General features: G+C 56.4%; 15 protein-coding genes. 4 read left to right on the top strand and 11 right to left on the bottom strand.

The features are described from left to right. Positions 1–174: 174 nt before the first annotated feature. Both rho and trxA read right to left on the bottom strand, forming a co-directional pair. Positions 175–1434, bottom strand: coding sequence for a transcription termination factor Rho (gene rho, locus ACMGGE_RS17540; protein WP_008501566.1), 1260 nt, complete (start codon positions 1432–1434; stop codon positions 175–177). Positions 1435–1779: 345 nt separating this feature from the next. Then, entirely contained in the window at positions 1780–2109 is a 330-nt protein-coding gene (gene trxA / locus ACMGGE_RS17535) for a thioredoxin TrxA (RefSeq protein ID WP_006179218.1), read from the bottom strand. Between the two features lie 144 nt (positions 2110–2253). On the opposite strand from trxA, the gene rhlB reads away from it, so the two are divergent. Next, on the top strand, positions 2254–3522 hold the full coding sequence (gene rhlB / locus ACMGGE_RS17530; protein WP_420293999.1) for an ATP-dependent RNA helicase RhlB: 1269 nt from the start codon (positions 2254–2256) through the stop codon (positions 3520–3522). 6 nt (positions 3523–3528) lie between these two features. Further along, positions 3529–5013, top strand: coding sequence for a guanosine-5'-triphosphate,3'-diphosphate diphosphatase (gppA, locus tag ACMGGE_RS17525; RefSeq protein WP_032654053.1), 1485 nt, complete (start codon positions 3529–3531; stop codon positions 5011–5013). A gap of 51 nt (positions 5014–5064) precedes the next feature. On the opposite strand, the gene rep is transcribed toward gppA, so the two are convergent. Next, positions 5065–7089 carry a DNA helicase Rep gene (gene rep, locus ACMGGE_RS17520; RefSeq protein WP_045909245.1) on the bottom strand — a complete coding sequence of 675 codons (2025 nt, stop codon included), beginning with the start codon at positions 7087–7089 and terminating at the stop codon, positions 5065–5067. Between the two features lie 85 nt (positions 7090–7174). Here rep and ppiC point away from each other — a divergent pair, with 85 nt between their 5' ends. Then, the gene (gene ppiC, locus ACMGGE_RS17515; RefSeq protein ID WP_008501570.1) at positions 7175–7456 is read left to right on the top strand and encodes a peptidylprolyl isomerase PpiC; all 282 of its coding nucleotides are present in this window, start codon (positions 7175–7177) and stop codon (positions 7454–7456) included. Between the two features lie 88 nt (positions 7457–7544). Here the strand turns inward: ppiC and ilvC are convergent, their stop codons facing one another. Next, entirely contained in the window at positions 7545–9020 is a 1476-nt protein-coding gene (gene ilvC, locus ACMGGE_RS17510) for a ketol-acid reductoisomerase (RefSeq protein ID WP_420293998.1), read from the bottom strand. 152 nt (positions 9021–9172) lie between these two features. Between ilvC and ilvY the strand changes: the two genes are divergently transcribed. Further along, positions 9173–10063 carry an HTH-type transcriptional activator IlvY gene (gene ilvY, locus ACMGGE_RS17505; RefSeq protein ID WP_420293997.1) on the top strand — a complete coding sequence of 297 codons (891 nt, stop codon included), beginning with the start codon at positions 9173–9175 and terminating at the stop codon, positions 10061–10063. Between the two features lie 45 nt (positions 10064–10108). On the opposite strand, the gene ilvA is transcribed toward ilvY, so the two are convergent. The 7 genes from ilvA to ilvL form a co-directional block, all read right to left on the bottom strand. Next, on the bottom strand, positions 10109–11653 hold the full coding sequence (gene ilvA / locus ACMGGE_RS17500) for a threonine ammonia-lyase, biosynthetic (protein ID WP_045909247.1): 1545 nt from the start codon (positions 11651–11653) through the stop codon (positions 10109–10111). A gap of 2 nt (positions 11654–11655) precedes the next feature. After that, the gene (ilvD, locus tag ACMGGE_RS17495; RefSeq protein WP_045909248.1) at positions 11656–13506 is read right to left on the bottom strand and encodes a dihydroxy-acid dehydratase; all 1851 of its coding nucleotides are present in this window, start codon (positions 13504–13506) and stop codon (positions 11656–11658) included. 60 nt (positions 13507–13566) lie between these two features. After that, positions 13567–14496 carry a branched-chain-amino-acid transaminase gene (gene ilvE / locus ACMGGE_RS17490; RefSeq protein WP_023309654.1) on the bottom strand — a complete coding sequence of 310 codons (930 nt, stop codon included), beginning with the start codon at positions 14494–14496 and terminating at the stop codon, positions 13567–13569. Between the two features lie 18 nt (positions 14497–14514). Then, positions 14515–14778: an acetolactate synthase 2 small subunit gene (gene ilvM / locus ACMGGE_RS17485; RefSeq protein WP_006179206.1), complete on the bottom strand. Its 264-nt coding sequence runs from the start codon at positions 14776–14778 to the stop codon at positions 14515–14517. Beyond that, a complete protein-coding gene (gene ilvG / locus ACMGGE_RS17480) occupies positions 14775–16421 on the bottom strand; it encodes an acetolactate synthase 2 catalytic subunit (protein WP_045909249.1) in 1647 nt (548 codons plus the stop codon). Before ilvG ends, ilvM begins: the two co-directional genes overlap by 4 nt. A 2-nt stretch (positions 16422–16423) precedes the next feature. Further along, a complete protein-coding gene (ilvX, locus tag ACMGGE_RS17475) occupies positions 16424–16474 on the bottom strand; it encodes a peptide IlvX (protein ID WP_166792073.1) in 51 nt (16 codons plus the stop codon). Between the two features lie 86 nt (positions 16475–16560). Further along, positions 16561–16659 carry an ilv operon leader peptide gene (gene ilvL / locus ACMGGE_RS17470; protein ID WP_001311244.1) on the bottom strand — a complete coding sequence of 33 codons (99 nt, stop codon included), beginning with the start codon at positions 16657–16659 and terminating at the stop codon, positions 16561–16563. Positions 16660–16991 lie beyond the last annotated feature (332 nt).

Genomic DNA, 16991 nt, shown 5'->3' with positions numbered 1-16991 from the left:
AAGTAAACCTCTTGTGACCTCATTTGTATATTATTCAAGCTATTAATGTTTTTACTCTACGAATCGTCTTATTGTTACACCTACACGTCAAAATTGGGAGTAGGTGGTACTAGCGTATAGTCCATAAAAGAAAAACGCCACGTAAAAACGTGGCGTTCGCTGGCTTTATTTGCGTTACGAGCGTTTCATCATGTCGAAGAAATCGTCGTTGGTTTTGGTCATCGCCAGTTTGTTAATGAGGAACTCCATCGCGTCGATTTCACCCATTGGATGGATGATTTTGCGCAGGATCCACATTTTCTGCAGCTCTTCCTGAGTGGTGAGCAGCTCTTCTTTACGGGTACCGGAACGGTTGTAGTCGATAGCCGGGAAGACGCGTTTTTCAGCGATCTTACGAGAGAGGTGCAGTTCCATGTTGCCTGTACCTTTAAACTCTTCGTAAATCACTTCGTCCATTTTGGAACCGGTATCGATCAGCGCCGTCGCGATGATGGTCAGGCTGCCGCCCTCTTCCACGTTACGTGCAGCACCGAAGAAGCGTTTCGGACGATGCAGGGCGTTAGCATCCACACCACCGGTCAGCACTTTACCAGACGCTGGCACCACGGTGTTGTAGGCACGCGCCAGACGGGTGATGGAGTCGAGCAGGATGATCACGTCTTTCTTGTGCTCAACCAGGCGTTTTGCCTTCTCGATAACCATTTCCGCAACCTGAACGTGGCGAGATGCTGGCTCGTCGAAGGTTGAAGCAACCACTTCACCTTTAACCAGACGCTGCATCTCGGTCACTTCTTCCGGACGTTCGTCAATCAGCAGCACCATCAGCACACAGTCTGGGTGGTTATAGGCGATGCTCTGCGCGATGTTCTGCAGCAGCATGGTTTTACCCGCTTTTGGCGGCGCCACAATCAGACCACGCTGGCCGCGACCAATAGGTGATGCCAGATCCAGAACACGCGCGGTTAAGTCTTCGGTCGAACCGTTACCACGTTCCATGCGCAGGCGAGAGTTCGCGTGCAGCGGCGTTAAGTTCTCAAAGAGGATCTTATTACGCGAGTTTTCAGGTTTGTCGAAGTTAACTTCATTGACTTTCAACAGCGCAAAGTAGCGTTCACCCTCTTTAGGAGGACGAATCTTACCTGAAATGGTGTCACCTGTGCGGAGGTTGAAACGGCGGATTTGGCTGGGGGATACGTAGATGTCGTCAGGGCCGGCGAGGTAGGAGCTGTCTGCAGAGCGGAGGAAACCAAATCCGTCTTGCAATATCTCCAGCACACCGTCGCCAAAGATATCTTCGCCACTCTTAGCGTGCTGCTTCAGGATGGCGAAAATGATGTCCTGCTTGCGCATACGAGCCTGGTTTTCCAGCCCCATATTTTCGCCGAGAGTGATCAGCTCAGAAACCGGCGTATTCTTTAATTCGGTAAGATTCATAATGGTGTGGGTTCTTAAACTCGGGGTGATTCTCGAACTTAATGTTGTGAATGGTATGGCAGGGTCATCCATGCCTGTTTAGCGGCCATCAACTCATGTCTGTTCGCTGTCTGGTCACAGGGAAAGAACGCAGAACTGAAACGACAAGACGGATTGAGTGACAAGCCCGGAATTTAGCCACTTCACGCACTGGATATGTCAACAGCGGGAAGTATCGGGTAAAACAAGATTCAAACAACAAGATATGTTTAAAACGAAGTCATAGCTAACTTAGCACGACTTCAGCCGGGCGTCCAGAGTTCCAGATCATTTAGCCGGGAGCTCTGAACGCGCAGCGGAGAAACCTTACGCCAGGTTAGCGTCCAGGAACTCTTTCAGTTGACCTTTGGACAGCGCGCCCACTTTGGTCGCCGCCACTTCGCCGTTTTTGAACAGAAGCAGGGTCGGAATGCCACGGATACCGTATTTTGGTGCGGTGCCCGGGTTCTGGTCGATGTTCAGCTTGGCAACGGTCAGTTTGCCCTGATATTCGTCGGCGATCTCATCCAGAATCGGGGCGATCATTTTGCAAGGACCACACCATTCAGCCCAGAAATCGACGAGGATCAGCCCGTCAGCCTTAAGTACGTCCGTGTCAAAACTGTCGTCAGTCAGGTGAATAATTTTATCGCTCATATATAACTCCACAGGAATAAGCCTGGTACGTTGGTTTTGTCTCCACCAACGACGTGTTGATGTCGCATTAACCAACTAAAGGTTGACTTTATTTCACCGGATACGCTTTCGTAAAGCAATAGTAAGCTGATATTCTACCACACTATGAGCAAAACACATTTAACAGAACAGAAGTTTTCCGACTTCGCGCTGCACCCGAAGGTGATTGAAGCCCTTGAAAATAAAGGGTTTCATAACTGCACGCCCATTCAGGCCCTCGCGCTGCCGCTGACGCTGGCCGGTCGCGATGTTGCCGGGCAGGCGCAAACCGGTACCGGCAAAACGATGGCGTTTTTAACGTCAACGTTTCATTATTTACTTTCTCACCCAGCGATTGCAGACCGCAAAGTTAACCAGCCGCGCGCGCTAATTATGGCCCCGACGCGAGAACTGGCGGTACAGATCCACGCAGACGCTGAACCCCTGGCGCAGGCTACCGGCCTGAATCTGGGCCTGGCCTATGGCGGCGACGGCTACGATAAACAGCTGAAAGTACTGGAAAGCGGTGTGGATATCCTGATCGGTACCACCGGCCGTCTTATCGATTACGCCAAACAGAACCACATTAACCTCGGTGCCATCCAGGTTGTGGTGCTCGATGAAGCTGACCGTATGTACGATCTGGGCTTCATTAAAGACATCCGCTGGCTGTTCCGTCGTATGCCTCCGGCTACCCAGCGCCTGAATATGCTGTTCTCTGCAACCCTCTCCTACCGTGTGCGCGAACTGGCGTTCGAACAGATGAACAACGCCGAGTACGTGGAAGTGGAACCGGAGCAGAAAACGGGTCACCGCATTAAAGAAGAGCTCTTCTATCCTTCGAATGAAGAGAAGATGCGCCTGCTGCAAACGCTGATTGAAGAAGAGTGGCCAGATCGCGCCATTATCTTCGCGAACACCAAACACCGCTGTGAAGACATCTGGGGCCATCTGGCTGCAGACGGCCATCGTGTTGGCCTGTTGACTGGCGACGTCGCGCAGAAAAAACGCCTGCGAATTCTTGAAGAGTTCACCCGTGGCGATCTCGATATTCTGGTCGCCACCGACGTGGCTGCACGTGGTTTACACATTCCAGCCGTAACGCACGTCTTTAACTACGATCTGCCAGACGACTGTGAAGACTACGTACACCGTATCGGTCGTACCGGTCGTGCGGGCGCAAGCGGTCATTCGATTAGCCTTGCGTGTGAAGAGTATGCGCTGAATCTTCCGGCCATTGAGACCTACATCGGTCACTCTATTCCGCAGAGCAAATACAATCCGGAAGCGCTGTTAAGCGAACTGCCGCCGCCTAAGCGGCTAACCCGCCCACGCTCCGGCAATGGACCGCGTCGTTCAGGCGGCGCACCGCGTAATCGTCGTCGTTCAGGTTAAGAAAATATGCTCAGCTCCACCTCGCTTTATGCAGCAATCGATCTCGGTTCGAATAGTTTTCATATGCTGGTTGTGCGCGAGGTGGCAGGAAGCATACAAACGCTGACGCGCATTAAGCGCAAGGTCCGCCTCGCGGCGGGCCTGAGCAGCGACAATCATCTCTCGCCTGAAGCCATGGAACGTGGCTGGCAGTGCCTGCGACTCTTTGCCGAGCGTCTGCAGGATATCCCGCATGCCCAAATCACCGTCGTCGCCACCGCGACACTCCGCCTGGCGGTTAACGCCGTGGATTTTATTGCCAGAGCGCAGGAAATTCTCGGTTGCCCGGTTCAGGTTATCAGCGGTGAAGAAGAAGCTCGCCTGATTTATCAGGGGGTTGCACATACCACGGGGGGTGACGATCGCCGCCTGGTGGTGGATATCGGCGGTGCCAGTACCGAGCTGGTGACCGGCACCGGCGCGCAGGCAACCTCGCTGTTCAGCCTGTCGATGGGCTGCGTGACCTGGCTTGAGCGCTATTTTACCGATCGTAATCTGGGTAAAGAGAACTTCGATGAGGCAGAAAATGCGGCGCGCGAGGTGTTACGTCCGGTGATGGACGAGCTGCGCTATCACGGCTGGAAAGTCTGCGTGGGTGCGTCGGGCACCGTTCAGGCCCTGCAGGAAATCATGATGGCGCAGGGAATGGACGAGCGGATTACGCTTGCCAAGCTTCAGCAGCTAAAACAGCGCGCCATTCAATGTGGACGCCTTGAAGAGCTGGAAATTGAAGGCCTGACGCTCGAACGCGCGCTGGTTTTCCCGAGCGGGCTGGCTATTCTGATCGCTATTTTTACCGAACTGAACATCCAGTGTATGACCCTGGCCGGCGGCGCGCTGCGTGAAGGTCTGGTCTACGGGATGCTGCATCTGTCGGTCGATCAGGACATCCGCAGCCGTACCCTGCGCAACGTGCAGCGTCGTTTTCTGGTTGATATCGATCAGGCAGGACGCGTATCGCAGCTGGCGTCACGCTTCGCCGATCAGGTCGCTAACGTCTGGGATCTTGAACCACTGAGCCGCGATTTACTGCTGAGCGCCTGTGCGCTCCATGAAGTGGGGCTGAGTATTGATTTTAAGCAGGCTCCTGCTCATGCAGCGTATCTGGTGCGCAACCTGGATTTACCGGGCTATACACCCGCACAGAAAAAATTGCTGGCAACGCTGCTGCTGAACCAGACCAATGCCGTTGATCTCTCGTCTTTGCATCAGCAAAACGCCGTACCGCCGCGCGTGGCCGAACATCTGTGCCGCCTGCTGCGTCTGGCGATTCTGTTTGCCAGCCGACGTCGCGATGATTTGCTGCCTGCGATCGGCCTGGTGGCTGATGACGAAAAACTGTCGCTGACGCTGCCGGAAAACTGGATTGAACGTCACCCGCTTGGGGCAGAGATGATCGATCAGGAGTGCCAGTGGCAGAGCTATGTGCACTGGGTGCTGGAAGTGAAGTAATACGCTGAACATTGCCGGGTAGCGGCTTCGCCTTACCCGGCCTACTCATCTTTATCCTTTCTCTTTGGCTTTTGCCAGCATGGCGCGAATGTTCGCCACGTTAGCCTGCCCCTTGTGCATCCGCTCTTCCGCAGTAATCACTTTGCGTTCCTGCTCCCAGATCAGGTCATCCTGCGGCAGTTCCAGCAGGAAACGGCTCGGCTCCGGGCGGACAAGTTCGCCATACTGACGGCGCTCTTTACACAGTGTGAACGTCAGCTCTTTCTGCGCGCGGGTGATCCCCACGTAGGCCAGGCGGCGCTCCTCGTCGACATTGTCTTCATCAATGCTGCTCTGATGCGGTAACAACCCCTCTTCCATACCAACCAGATAGACATACGGGAACTCCAGACCTTTTGACGCGTGCAGCGTCATCAGCTGTACCTGATCGGCCTCTTCTTCGCTCTCGCCGCGCTCCATCATGTCGCGCAGGGTAAAGCGGGTGACCACCTGCGTCAGGGTCATCGGCTCGTCGATTTCGGAGCCCTCCAGCATTTCGGTCATCCAGCTGAAGAGCTGGTTAACGTTCTTCATGCGCATCTCAGCGGCTTTCGGGCTGGCCGAGGTTTCGTACAGCCAGGACTCATAGTCGATGCCGTGAATGAGATCGCGCACCGCCGCCACCGGCTCGCGCTCCGCGAGACGCTGCACTTCGCCGAGCCAGTGGGTGAATCGCGTTAACGAATCATAGCCGCGACCGGTTAACGTCTGGCTTAGCCCCATGTCGAAGCTGGCGGTAAACAGGCTTTTGTTACGCGTCATCGCCCACTCGCCGAGTTTTTGCAGCGTCGCCGGGCCAATCTCGCGTTTTGGCGTATTCACAATGCGCAGAAACGCGCTGTCGTCATCCGGGTTAGTGAGTACGCGCAGATAGGCCAGCAGGTCTTTGATCTCTGGCCGTGAGAAGAACGAGGTCCCGCCCGAGATTTTGTACGGAATGCGGTTCTGCATCAGCATCTTTTCAAAGACGCGCGACTGGTGATTCCCGCGATAGAGGATCGCGTAATCCTTATATTCGGTTTTATTGACGAAGTGATGGGCGATCAGTTCACCGGTGACGCGCTCCGCTTCATGCTCTTCGTTATTGGCGCTGAGCACTTTCAGCTCCGTCCCGTAGCCCAGCTCGGAGAAGAGACGCTTCTCGAACACGTGCGGGTTATTGGCGATCAGGATATTTGCCGCTTTCAGGATACGCCCGGAGGAGCGGTAGTTCTGCTCCAGCTTAATCACCTGCAGCGCCGGAAAATCTTTGCTCAGCAGCACCAGGTTTTGCGGACGCGCGCCGCGCCAGGAGTAAATTGACTGGTCATCATCGCCGACCACGGTGAAACGCGCGCGCTGCCCCACCAGCAGCTTCACCAGCTCGTACTGGCTGGTGTTGGTGTCCTGATACTCATCCACCAGCAGGTAACGGATTTTGTTCTGCCAGCGCTCGCGAACCTCTTGATTACGCTGCAGCAGCAGCGTCGGCAGCAGGATCAGGTCGTCGAAGTCCAGCACGTTGCACGCTTTCATGTGCGCATCGTACAGACCGTAGCAGTGGGCAAAGATGCGATCCCGTTCGCCTTTGGCGATCGCCGCGGCCTGGGCCGGGGTCATCAGATCGTTTTTCCAGTTTGAGATCGTCGAGATCAGCTGCTGCAACAGAACCTTGTCATCTTCGATCAGCCCCTCGGTGAGCTCTTTGAGCAACGCCACCTGATCGGTATCATCAAAGAGGGAGAAGTTGGACTTCATGCCCAGCGCCGCATACTCGCGCTTGATGATATCCAGCCCCAGCGTGTGGAAGGTGGAGATCATCAGGCCGCGCGCCTCTTTGCGCCCCAGCGTCTGGCCGACACGCTCTTTCATCTCACGCGCCGCTTTATTGGTAAACGTCACCGCCGCAATGTGCCGGGCCTGATAGCCACAGCCGCGGATCAGGTGCGCAATTTTGTTGGTGATCACGCGGGTTTTACCGGATCCAGCCCCCGCCAGCACCAGACACGGTCCGGTGACAAATTCGACGGCTTGTTGTTGTCCGGGGTTTAAACGCATAAATGATCACTCAATGAAAGTCAGGAGGGGAGAATAACAGCGTGGTAGTATAGCGAGCCTAATCCATACCACTCAAGGCACGATCATGGCAAAAACAGCAGCAGCACTGCATATTCTTGTTAAAGAAGAGAAACTGGCTCTGGATCTTCTGGAGCAGATCAAAAACGGCGCCGACTTCGGCAAACTGGCGAAGAAGCACTCTATCTGTCCGTCAGGCAAACGCGGCGGCGATCTGGGTGAATTCCGCCAGGGTCAGATGGTACCGGCGTTCGATAAAGTGGTCTTCTCCTGCCCGGTGCTGGAGCCAACCGGCCCGCTGCACACGCAGTTCGGCTACCACGTGATTAAAGTGCTGTATCGCAAATAAAAAAGCCGGGTGGCGCGGCTACGCCTTACCCGGCCTACATCTTACGGTTTTGTAGGTCGGGTAAGCGAAGCGCCACCCGACAAAGTTGTTAACCCGCTACCGCGATACGCTTCATATCGGTCATGTAGCCACGCAGTTTGTGGCCCACTTTCTCGATCTGGTGGCTGCGAATCGCTTCGTTCACATCGCGCAGCTGCGCGTTGTCCACGGCACCTTCTGCAATCGCTTTACCCAGATCGCCCGTCTGCAGAGTGGTCATAAACTCTTTCAGCAGCGGTACGCAGGCGTAAGAGAACAGGTAGTTACCGTATTCTGCGGTATCAGAGATCACCACGTTCATTTCGTACAGACGCTTACGAGCGATGGTGTTCGCAATCAGCGGCAGCTCGTGCAGTGATTCGTAGTACGCAGACTCTTCGATGATGCCGGAATCCACCATGGTTTCGAACGCCAGCTCAACGCCTGCTTTCACCATCGCGATCATCAGGACGCCTTTATCGAAGTACTCCTGCTCGCCGATTTTACCTTCATACTGTGGCGCGGTTTCGAACGCAGTTTTACCGGTCTCTTCACGCCAGGTCAGCAGTTTCTTATCGTCGTTCGCCCAGTCAGCCATCATGCCGGATGAGAACTCGCCGGAGATGATGTCGTCCATATGTTTCTGGAACAGCGGCGCCATGATGGTTTTCAGCTGTTCAGACAGCGCGTAAGCACGCAGTTTTGCCGGGTTGGACAGACGGTCCATCATCAGCGTAATACCGCCCTGCTTCAGCGCTTCGGTGATGGTTTCCCAGCCGAACTGAATCAGTTTTTCCGCGTATGCCGGGTCGGTACCCTCTTCCACCAGCTTATCGAAGCACAGCAGAGAACCGGCCTGCAGCATGCCGCACAGAATGGTCTGCTCGCCCATCAGGTCAGATTTCACTTCGGCAACGAAGGAAGATTCCAGCACGCCCGCACGGTGGCCGCCGGTCGCCGCTGCCCATGCTTTGGCAATCGCCATACCTTCGCCTTTCGGATCGTTTTCCGGGTGTACCGCGATCAGGGTCGGCACGCCGAAACCACGCTTGTACTCTTCACGTACTTCGGTACCCGGGCACTTCGGTGCCACCATCACCACGGTGATGTCTTTACGGATCTGCTCGCCCACTTCAACGATGTTAAAGCCGTGGGAGTAACCCAGCGCGGCACCGTCTTTCATCAGCGGCTGTACGGAACGCACTACGTCAGAGTGCTGCTTGTCCGGCGTCAGGTTAACCACCAGATCCGCCTGCGGGATCAGCTCTTCGTAGGTACCCACTTTGAAGCCGTTTTCGGTCGCTTTACGCCATGAAGCGCGCTTCTCGGCAATCGCTTCTTTGCGCAGGGCGTAGGAGATATCCAGACCGGAGTCACGCATGTTCAGGCCCTGGTTCAGACCCTGTGCGCCACAGCCGACGATGACCACTTTTTTACCCTGAAGGTAGCTTGCGCCATCGGCAAATTCGTCGCGCGCCATGAAGCGGCATTTGCCCAGCTGCGCCAGCTGCTGGCGCAAGTTCAGTGTATTAAAGTAGTTAACCATGGGTGATACCTCGTGATGTTGTGTGTCTTATTGTTCGGTTCGCGTTTCAGCGAGAATGTACCCACATTACAACAGGAAATTTATTGCGGAAATTGATATATTCACAACGTCACATTGCAATTTTTGCAATGTAAAAAGAGGGAGTGGAATCGGTGGATTTACGCGATCTGAAAATGTTTCTTCACCTGGCGGAAAGCCGTCATTTTGGCCGCAGCTCGCGGGCGATGCACGTTAGCCCCTCCACGCTTTCACGCCAGATCCAACGCCTTGAGGAAGACCTTGGCCAGCCGCTGTTCGTGCGCGATAACCGCACCGTCACCCTCACGGAAGCGGGCGAAGAGCTGCGCATTTTTGCCCAGCAGACGCTGTTGCAGTACCAGCAGCTGCGGCACTCTATCGATCAGCAGGGGCCGTCACTCTCCGGCGAACTGCATATTTTTTGCTCCGTGACCGCCGCCTACAGCCATCTGCCGCCCATCCTTGACCGCTTCCGCGCGGCGCATCCGTCCGTTGAAATTAAGCTCACTACCGGTGACGCCGCCGACGCAATGGAAAAAGTGGTGACGGGCGAAGCGGATCTCGCCATTGCCGGGAAGCCGGAAACCCTGCCGGGCGCGGTAGCGTTCTCGATGCTGGAGAATCTGGCGGTGGTGCTGATTGCCCCGGCGCTGCCCTGCCCGGTGCGTAACCAGGTGTCGGTGGAAAAACCGGACTGGTCGACGGTGCCGTTTATCATGGCCGATCAGGGGCCGGTGCGACGTCGCATTGAGCTGTGGTTCCGCCGTCAGAAAATCAGCAACCCGTCGATTTACGCCACCGTCAGCGGTCATGAGGCGATGGTGTCGATGGTGGCGCTCGGCTGCGGCGTGGCCCTACTGCCGGAAGTGGTGCTGGAAAATAGCCCGGAACCGGTGCGCAATCGCGTGATGATTCTGGAACGCAGCGATGAGAAAACGCCGTTTGAGCTTGGCGTATGCGCACAAAAAAAGCGGCTGCATGAGCCGCTTATTGATGCGTTCTGGACGATATTGCCGAACCACTGAAGCCGGGTGGCGCTACGCTTACCCGGCCTACGCGCAGCTCTACCACTAGCCAGCCAGGAAGAACCGGAACGCCGGGTTATGGGTTTCGTCGTGACACTCATAGCCCAGCTCGTTCAGCCGCGTTTCGAAATCCGGCTCGTGCTCGCCCAGTTCAAACGCCGCCAGCACGCGCCCGTAGTCGGTGCCGTGGCTGCGGTAGTGGAACAGAGAGATGTTCCAGTGCGTGCCCAGCGTGTGCAGGAACTTGAGCAGCGCGCCCGGCGATTCCGGGAATTCAAAGCTGAACAGGCGTTCTTTGAGCGGCTTCGAAGGACGGCCACCGACCATGTAACGCACGTGCAGCTTCGCCATCTCATCGTCAGAGAGATCGACCACGCTATAGCCGCCTTCATGAAGCAGGTTGAGGATCTCTTTGCGCTCCTCCACGCCACGGCTCAGACGCACGCCGACAAAAATGCAGGCATCTTTGGCATCGGCAAAACGGTAGTTAAATTCCGTCACCGAACGACCGCCCAGCAGCTGACAGAACTTCAGGAAGCTGCCCTTCTCTTCCGGAATGGTCACCGCCAGCAGCGCTTCACGCTGTTCGCCCAGCTCGCAGCGTTCGGACACGTAGCGAAGACCGTGGAAGTTCACGTTGGCACCGGAAAGCACGTGCGCCAGACGCTCGCCGCGGATGTTGTGCTGTGCGATGTATTTTTTCATGCCCGCCAGTGCCAGCGCGCCGGAAGGTTCCGCCACCGCACGCACGTCTTCGAACAGATCTTTCATCGCCGCGCAGATGGCATCGCTATCCACCGTGACGATATCGTCGAGATATTCCCGGCACAGGCGGAACGTTTCATCGCCAATACGCTTCACCGCCACGCCCTCGGCAAACAGCCCGACGCGCGGCAGGTCGACCGGATGCCCGGCCTCCAGCGCCGCTTTCAGGCAGGCGGAGTCTTCCGCTTCCACGGCAATGACTTTGATCTGCGGCATCAGCTGTTTGATCAGCACCGCCACGCCTGCGGCTAAACCGCCACCGCCCACCGGGACAAAAACGCGGTCGAGATGGGCATCCTGCTGCAGCAGTTCAAGCGCCAGCGTCCCCTGCCCGGCAATCACCATCGGGTGGTCGAATGGCGGCACCCAGGTGAACCCCTGCTGCTGCGCCAGCTCAATCGCTTTGGCTTTGGCTTCGTCAAAGTTGGCCCCGTGGAGTAAGACTTCGCCGCCGAAACCGCGCACCGCGTCGACCTTGATGTCTGCGGTAGCAACCGGCATCACAATTAGCGCTTTCAGACCCAGGCGAGCAGACGAGAACGCCACGCCTTGCGCATGGTTACCTGCCGAGGCGGTAATCACGCCGCGCGCTTTTTGCTCGTCGGTCAGCCCGGCCATCATCGCGTAGGCGCCGCGTAGCTTAAAGCTGTGCACCGGTTGGCGGTCTTCGCGCTTCACCAGGATAACGTTGTCGAGGCGCGAAGAGAGTTTTTCCATTTTCTGCAGGGGGGTGACCTGCACGGCTTCATAGACCGGCGCGCGCAGCACCGCTCTCAGGTACTCCGCCCCCTCAGGGGCGGCGGATAAGGGTTGCGACTCGGCCATCGTTAGCCCCCAAGTTTCGATTTATCGCGCACCGCGCCTTTATCTGCACTGGTGGCAAGGCTCGCGTAGGCGCGCAGGGCGAAGGAGACTTCACGCTGACGGTCTTTCGGCGTCCAGGCTTTGTCGCCGCGCGCTTCCTGCGCTTCACGACGGGCCGCGATCTCCTGGTCGCTCAGCTTGAGCTGAATGCCGCGATTCGGAATGTCGATTTCGATCAGGTCGCCGTCTTCGATGATGGCGATGTTGCCGCCGCTTGCCGCTTCCGGCGAAACGTGACCGATAGAGAGGCCGGAGGTGCCGCCGGAGAAACGACCGTCGGTGATCAGCGCGCAGGCTTTACCGAGGCCCATCGATTTCAGGAAGGTGGTCGGGTAGAGCATCTCCTGCATACCCGGGCCGCCTTTTGGCCCTTCATAACGGATGACCACCACGTCGCCTTCCACCACTTTACCGCCCAGGATAGCGTCTACCGCTTCATCCTGGCTTTCGTACACTTTCGCCGGACCGGTGAATTTCAGGATGCTGTCGTCCACGCCAGCGGTCTTCACGATGCAGCCATTTTCCGCAAAGTTACCGTACAGCACGGCCAGACCGCCGTCTTTGCTGTAGGCGTGTTCCAGCGAGCGGATGCAGCCTTCGGCGCGGTCATCGTCCAGGGTGTCCCAGCGGCAATCCTGCGAGAATGCCTGCGTGGTACGAATACCGGCAGGACCGGCGCGAAACATTTTTTTCACCGCGTCGTCTTTGGTCAGCATCACGTCGTACTGGTCCAGCGACTCCGGCAGCGTCAGCCCTAGCACGTTCTTCACGTCACGGTTCAGCAGCCCGGCGCGATCCAGCTCGCCGAGGATACCGATGACGCCACCGGCACGGTGCACGTCTTCCATGTGGTACTTCTGCGTACTTGGCGCAACCTTACACAGCTGCGGCACTTTACGGGAAAGCTTGTCGATGTCGCTCATGGTGAAGTCGATTTCGGCTTCCTGCGCGGCGGCCAGCAGGTGCAGAACGGTGTTGGTGGAGCCGCCCATGGCGATATCCAGGGTCATGGCGTTCTCGAATGCCGCTTTACTGGCGATGCTGCGCGGCAGCGCGCTGGCGTCGTCCTGCTCGTAGTAGCGCTTAGTCAGCTCAACGATACGTTTACCGGCATTGAGGAACAGCTGCTTACGGTCGGCATGGGTCGCCAGCAGCGAGCCGTTGCCCGGCTGAGACAGACCCAGCGCTTCGGTCAGGCAGTTCATGGAGTTAGCCGTGAACATACCGGAACAGGAGCCGCAGGTCGGACACGCGGAGCGTTCCACCTGATCGCTCTGCTCGTCAGAAACCTTCGGATCCGCACCCTGAATCATCGCATCGACCAGGTCGAGCTTGATGATTTTGTCGGAGAGCTTGGTTTTCCCCGCTTCCATTGGGCCACCGGAGACGAAGATCACCGGAATATTCAGGCGCAGGGAGGCCATCAGCATCCCCGGGGTGATTTTGTCGCAGTTGGAGATACAGACCATCGCATCGGCGCAGTGGGCGTTAACCATGTACTCCACCGAGTCGGCGATCAGCTCGCGCGACGGCAGTGAATAGAGCATGCCCCCATGGCCCATCGCGATACCGTCATCCACCGCAATGGTGTTGAACTCTTTCGCCACGCCGCCGGAGGCCTCGATTTGCTCGGCAACCAGCTTACCCAGATCGCGCAGGTGCACATGGCCCGGTACGAACTGGGTGAAGGAGTTCACCACGGCGATAATTGGCTTGCCGAAATCGGCGTCGGTCATTCCGGTGGCGCGCCACAGTGCGCGGGCACCCGCCATGTTACGGCCGTGGGTGGTGGTGGCTGAACGATACTTAGGCATGCTTTATTTACTCCCGTCTGACTATGTAATGGGACGGTGCGTGCCGTCCCAAATTTATATTTAGTGATTAACCTGATCCAACCAGCCGTATTTATCTTCTGTTTCGCCGGTGAAGAGGCCAAAGAACGCTTGCTGAATGCGTTTGGTGACCGGGCCACAGCGGCCTTCGCCCACCTGGATACCGTCTACGCTGCGTACCGGCGTGATTTCAGCCGCAGTACCGGACATAAATACTTCATCGGCCAGATAGAGGGATTCGCGGGACAGCACCTGCTCGCGCACTTCGATACCCAAGTCTTTCGCCAGCTTGATGATGGCGTCACGGGTGATGCCCGGCAGCGCGGACGAGGTGAATGGCGGCGTAAACAGAATGCCGTCTTTCACTTCAAACAGGTTTTCACCTGCGCCTTCGGAGATGTAGCCATTTACATCGAGTGCGATACCTTCCTGGTAACCGTGACGGCGCGCTTCGCTGCCGACCAGCAGGGAAGAAAGGTAGTTACCGCCCGCTTTAGCCGCGGTCGGGATGGTGTTTGGTGCAACGCGGTTCCAGGAAGAGACCATTGCGTCGATCCCCTGTTCCAGGGCTTCTGCACCCAGATAAGCCCCCCACGGGAACGCGGCAATGATCACATCCGTGGTATAGCCCGCTGGCGGGTTCACGCCCATACCGACGTCGCCCACGAAGACCAGCGGACGAATATAGGCGCTGGTCAGGTTGTTCTTACGGATCACGTCGCGGCAGGCTTCCATCAGCTCATCCACGCTCTGAGATACCGGGAAACGATAAATTTTGGCTGAGTCATGCAGACGCTGCATGTGTTCGCGATGGCGGAACACCACTGGCCCTTTGTGAGAATCGTAGCAGCGGATGCCTTCAAACACGGAGGTACCGTAATGCAGCGCGTGGGACATCACGTGGACCTTCGCGTCCTCCCAGCGAACCATCTCACCGTTGAACCAAATGTAATCAGCTTTTTTTGTCGTCATTTTTTCGTCCTGTCACGCTTAAGCGCGGATTTGTTGTGATGTGGTTGTGCTCTGGCAGATGGCAACATGGGCAACGTCTACCAGCTTTGATAACTGACTAAACAGTAAGTCGACCGACCGCGGGCTGGCAACGGTTAATTCGATACTGATGTTTTGGGCGTCAGTGGCCGTCTCCATATTCATAGAGCAAATCTGAAAACCACGATGACGCACCACACGCAAAACGCGCTCTAAGGTTTCCGGGTTGAAGCGAGCCTGTACGGCGACCTGATGCTGCATCATGATAATTTCTCCATCATTTGTGAGTTACTGGCACCAGGCGGTACCAGCGGCCAGACGTTCTCGAGTTCGTCGATTGAGACATGAAGCAGGTAAGGCCCCTCGCTGTTCAGCATGGTGTCGAGCGCCGCTTCAACCTGATCTTTACGGGTGATGTGCTGACCAGGGATGCCAAAAGCGCTGGCCAGCGTGAGGAAATCGGGGTTATCGGTAAGGGTCGTTTCGCTGTAACGCTCCTGGAAGAACAGCTGTTGCCACTGGCGAACCATCCCTAAACGCTGGTTGTCGAGCAAGACGATTTTCAGCGGTAACTGCTTGCGCTTAACGGTGCCGAGCTCCTGAACGTTCATCATGAAGGAGCCGTCACCGGAGATACAGATTACGGTATCGTTCGGGCGGGCAACCTGTGCGCCAACGGCGGCTGGCAGACCGAAGCCCATCGTCCCTAACCCGCTGGAAGTGATGAAATTCTCCGGACGGGTGTAGGTCATGTGCTGGGCTGACCACATCTGATGCTGGCCGACATCGGTCGTCACCACGCTGTTTGCCGGTTTACGGTCGGACAACTGCTTCAACAGCAGCGGCGCGTAGATGGCCTCGCCCGGGTGATCGTAACGCCAGGCGTGTTCAGCGCGCATATCGGCGGTGTGCTGACGCCATGCGTTGATATCCAGCGGCTGCTGCAATGCCGGTAACAGCGCGTTGAGATCGCCCTGCAGTGCGACGTGCGCCTGACGCAGCTTGTTCATCTCCGCCGGGTCGATATCCATATGGATGACTTTGGCGTTCGGCGCAAAGGTATTCAGCTTGCCGGTAACGCGGTCGTCAAAACGGGCACCGACGGCGATGAGCAGATCGCACGCCTGCACCGCCAGGTTTGCCGCTTTAGTGCCGTGCATCCCGAGCATGCCCAGATAGTACGGGTAGTCTGCATCTACCGCACCCAACCCTTTCAGCGTGCAGGTGGCAGGCATTTGCGTTACCGCAATAAATTCACGCAGGGCGGGAACGGCCTGCGCCATGCCTACGCCACCGCCAACGTACAGCATCGGCTGTTTTGCCTGCGCCAGCATCTGACGCGCCTCTTCAACTGCCGCATGCGGAAACGCGTCGTCGCTTCGAACGGTGGAGAAGTGCGGCTCCAGTTCGCCGAGTGCGACCTGGATATCTTTCGGGATATCCACCAGAACCGGGCCAGGGCGGCCGGAGCTGGCTACCTCGAATGCTTCAGCCATGACGCGCGGCAGCTCTTCCAGAGACTGAACGAGAAAACTGTGTTTGGTGCAGGCCAGCGATAAACCCAGTACATCGACCTCCTGAAAAGCGTCGGTACCGATGAACGGAGACGCCACCTGCCCGGTGATGGCGACAACGGGAACAGAATCCAGCAGCGCGTCAGCCAGGCCGGTGATCAGGTTAGTTGCGCCAGGGCCTGACGTCGCCATACACACGCCGGTTTTACCGGTCGCGCGGGCGTAACCAATGGCCGCCATCACTGCGCCCTGCTCGTGTCGGCACAAGAGATGTTCCACGCCGCCGTCATACAGTGCATCGTAAATCGGCATAATTGCGCCACCCGGATAACCGAATACTGTCTCGACTCCCTGCGCGCGCAACGCATGTACTACCCACTGTGCCCCATTCATAGTTAGTTCCCCGTCATAAATCGGGAGAAACAGAATTTTGTGCTAGTCGTCATTCTCTGCTCCTCATTTGCTTTTTTTAGTCATAAAAAAACCCCCGGACCTTTCGGTGCGGGGGTCTTAGTTCGTTAAGGCTTGATTTCTAAGCCTTTCCTCGTCCAAGTGCAGCCCCGCACGGTGGGATAATAATCACCACCACGCTAATCACGACCAGGCTAATCACTCGTAGAAGGGCTGTCATTTTCAGTTCTTTTTGCATCTTGTTCGAAGGAATACCTAAAGAGTTATCACAGTTTTCAAATTAAACACAAGATTTATTTATGACGGATTTGGTTAGCCCGCGAATCATATTTCTTAAAAGCGTTGTTTTATATACGGAAATTAGAAAATGAATATTTTTCATTTTTTTACTGTGGTGCTAACCGTCAAAACAGGATTTTTTCGTTCTGCGAGGAGCTTTCCACGATTATGAAATTGTTGCAATGCGCCATTAAAACCCCTGAACAAGCGGCGTAAATTCACGAAATGGCAATAAACAAACATAACGAGCACTGACATAGTCACACCAGGAGG

This window comes from Enterobacter sp. BNK-22, assembly GCF_048684805.1.
GTDB classification, from domain to species: domain Bacteria; phylum Pseudomonadota; class Gammaproteobacteria; order Enterobacterales; family Enterobacteriaceae; genus Enterobacter; species Enterobacter quasiroggenkampii.
Note: the sequence above shows the minus strand (reverse complement) of the source record. Positions and strands in the feature narration are given on the sequence as shown.

Bases quoted from the DNA above. Each gene is read 5' to 3' on its own strand.
- rho (WP_008501566.1), bottom strand. From the start codon at position 1,434: ATGAATCTTACCGAATTAAAGAATACGCCGGTTTCTGAGCTGATCACT.
- trxA (WP_006179218.1), bottom strand. From the start codon at position 2,109: ATGAGCGATAAAATTATTCACCTGACTGACGACAGTTTTGACACGGAC.
- rhlB (WP_420293999.1), top strand. From the start codon at position 2,254: ATGAGCAAAACACATTTAACAGAACAGAAGTTTTCCGACTTCGCGCTG.
- gppA (WP_032654053.1), top strand. From the start codon at position 3,529: ATGCTCAGCTCCACCTCGCTTTATGCAGCAATCGATCTCGGTTCGAAT.
- rep (WP_045909245.1), bottom strand. From the start codon at position 7,089: ATGCGTTTAAACCCCGGACAACAACAAGCCGTCGAATTTGTCACCGGA.
- ppiC (WP_008501570.1), top strand. From the start codon at position 7,175: ATGGCAAAAACAGCAGCAGCACTGCATATTCTTGTTAAAGAAGAGAAA.
- ilvC (WP_420293998.1), bottom strand. From the start codon at position 9,020: ATGGTTAACTACTTTAATACACTGAACTTGCGCCAGCAGCTGGCGCAG.
- ilvA (WP_045909247.1), bottom strand. From the start codon at position 11,653: ATGGCCGAGTCGCAACCCTTATCCGCCGCCCCTGAGGGGGCGGAGTAC.
- ilvD (WP_045909248.1), bottom strand. From the start codon at position 13,506: ATGCCTAAGTATCGTTCAGCCACCACCACCCACGGCCGTAACATGGCG.
- ilvE (WP_023309654.1), bottom strand. From the start codon at position 14,496: ATGACGACAAAAAAAGCTGATTACATTTGGTTCAACGGTGAGATGGTT.
- ilvM (WP_006179206.1), bottom strand. From the start codon at position 14,778: ATGATGCAGCATCAGGTCGCCGTACAGGCTCGCTTCAACCCGGAAACC.
- ilvG (WP_045909249.1), bottom strand. From the start codon at position 16,421: ATGAATGGGGCACAGTGGGTAGTACATGCGTTGCGCGCGCAGGGAGTC.
- ilvL (WP_001311244.1), bottom strand. From the start codon at position 16,659: ATGACAGCCCTTCTACGAGTGATTAGCCTGGTCGTGATTAGCGTGGTG.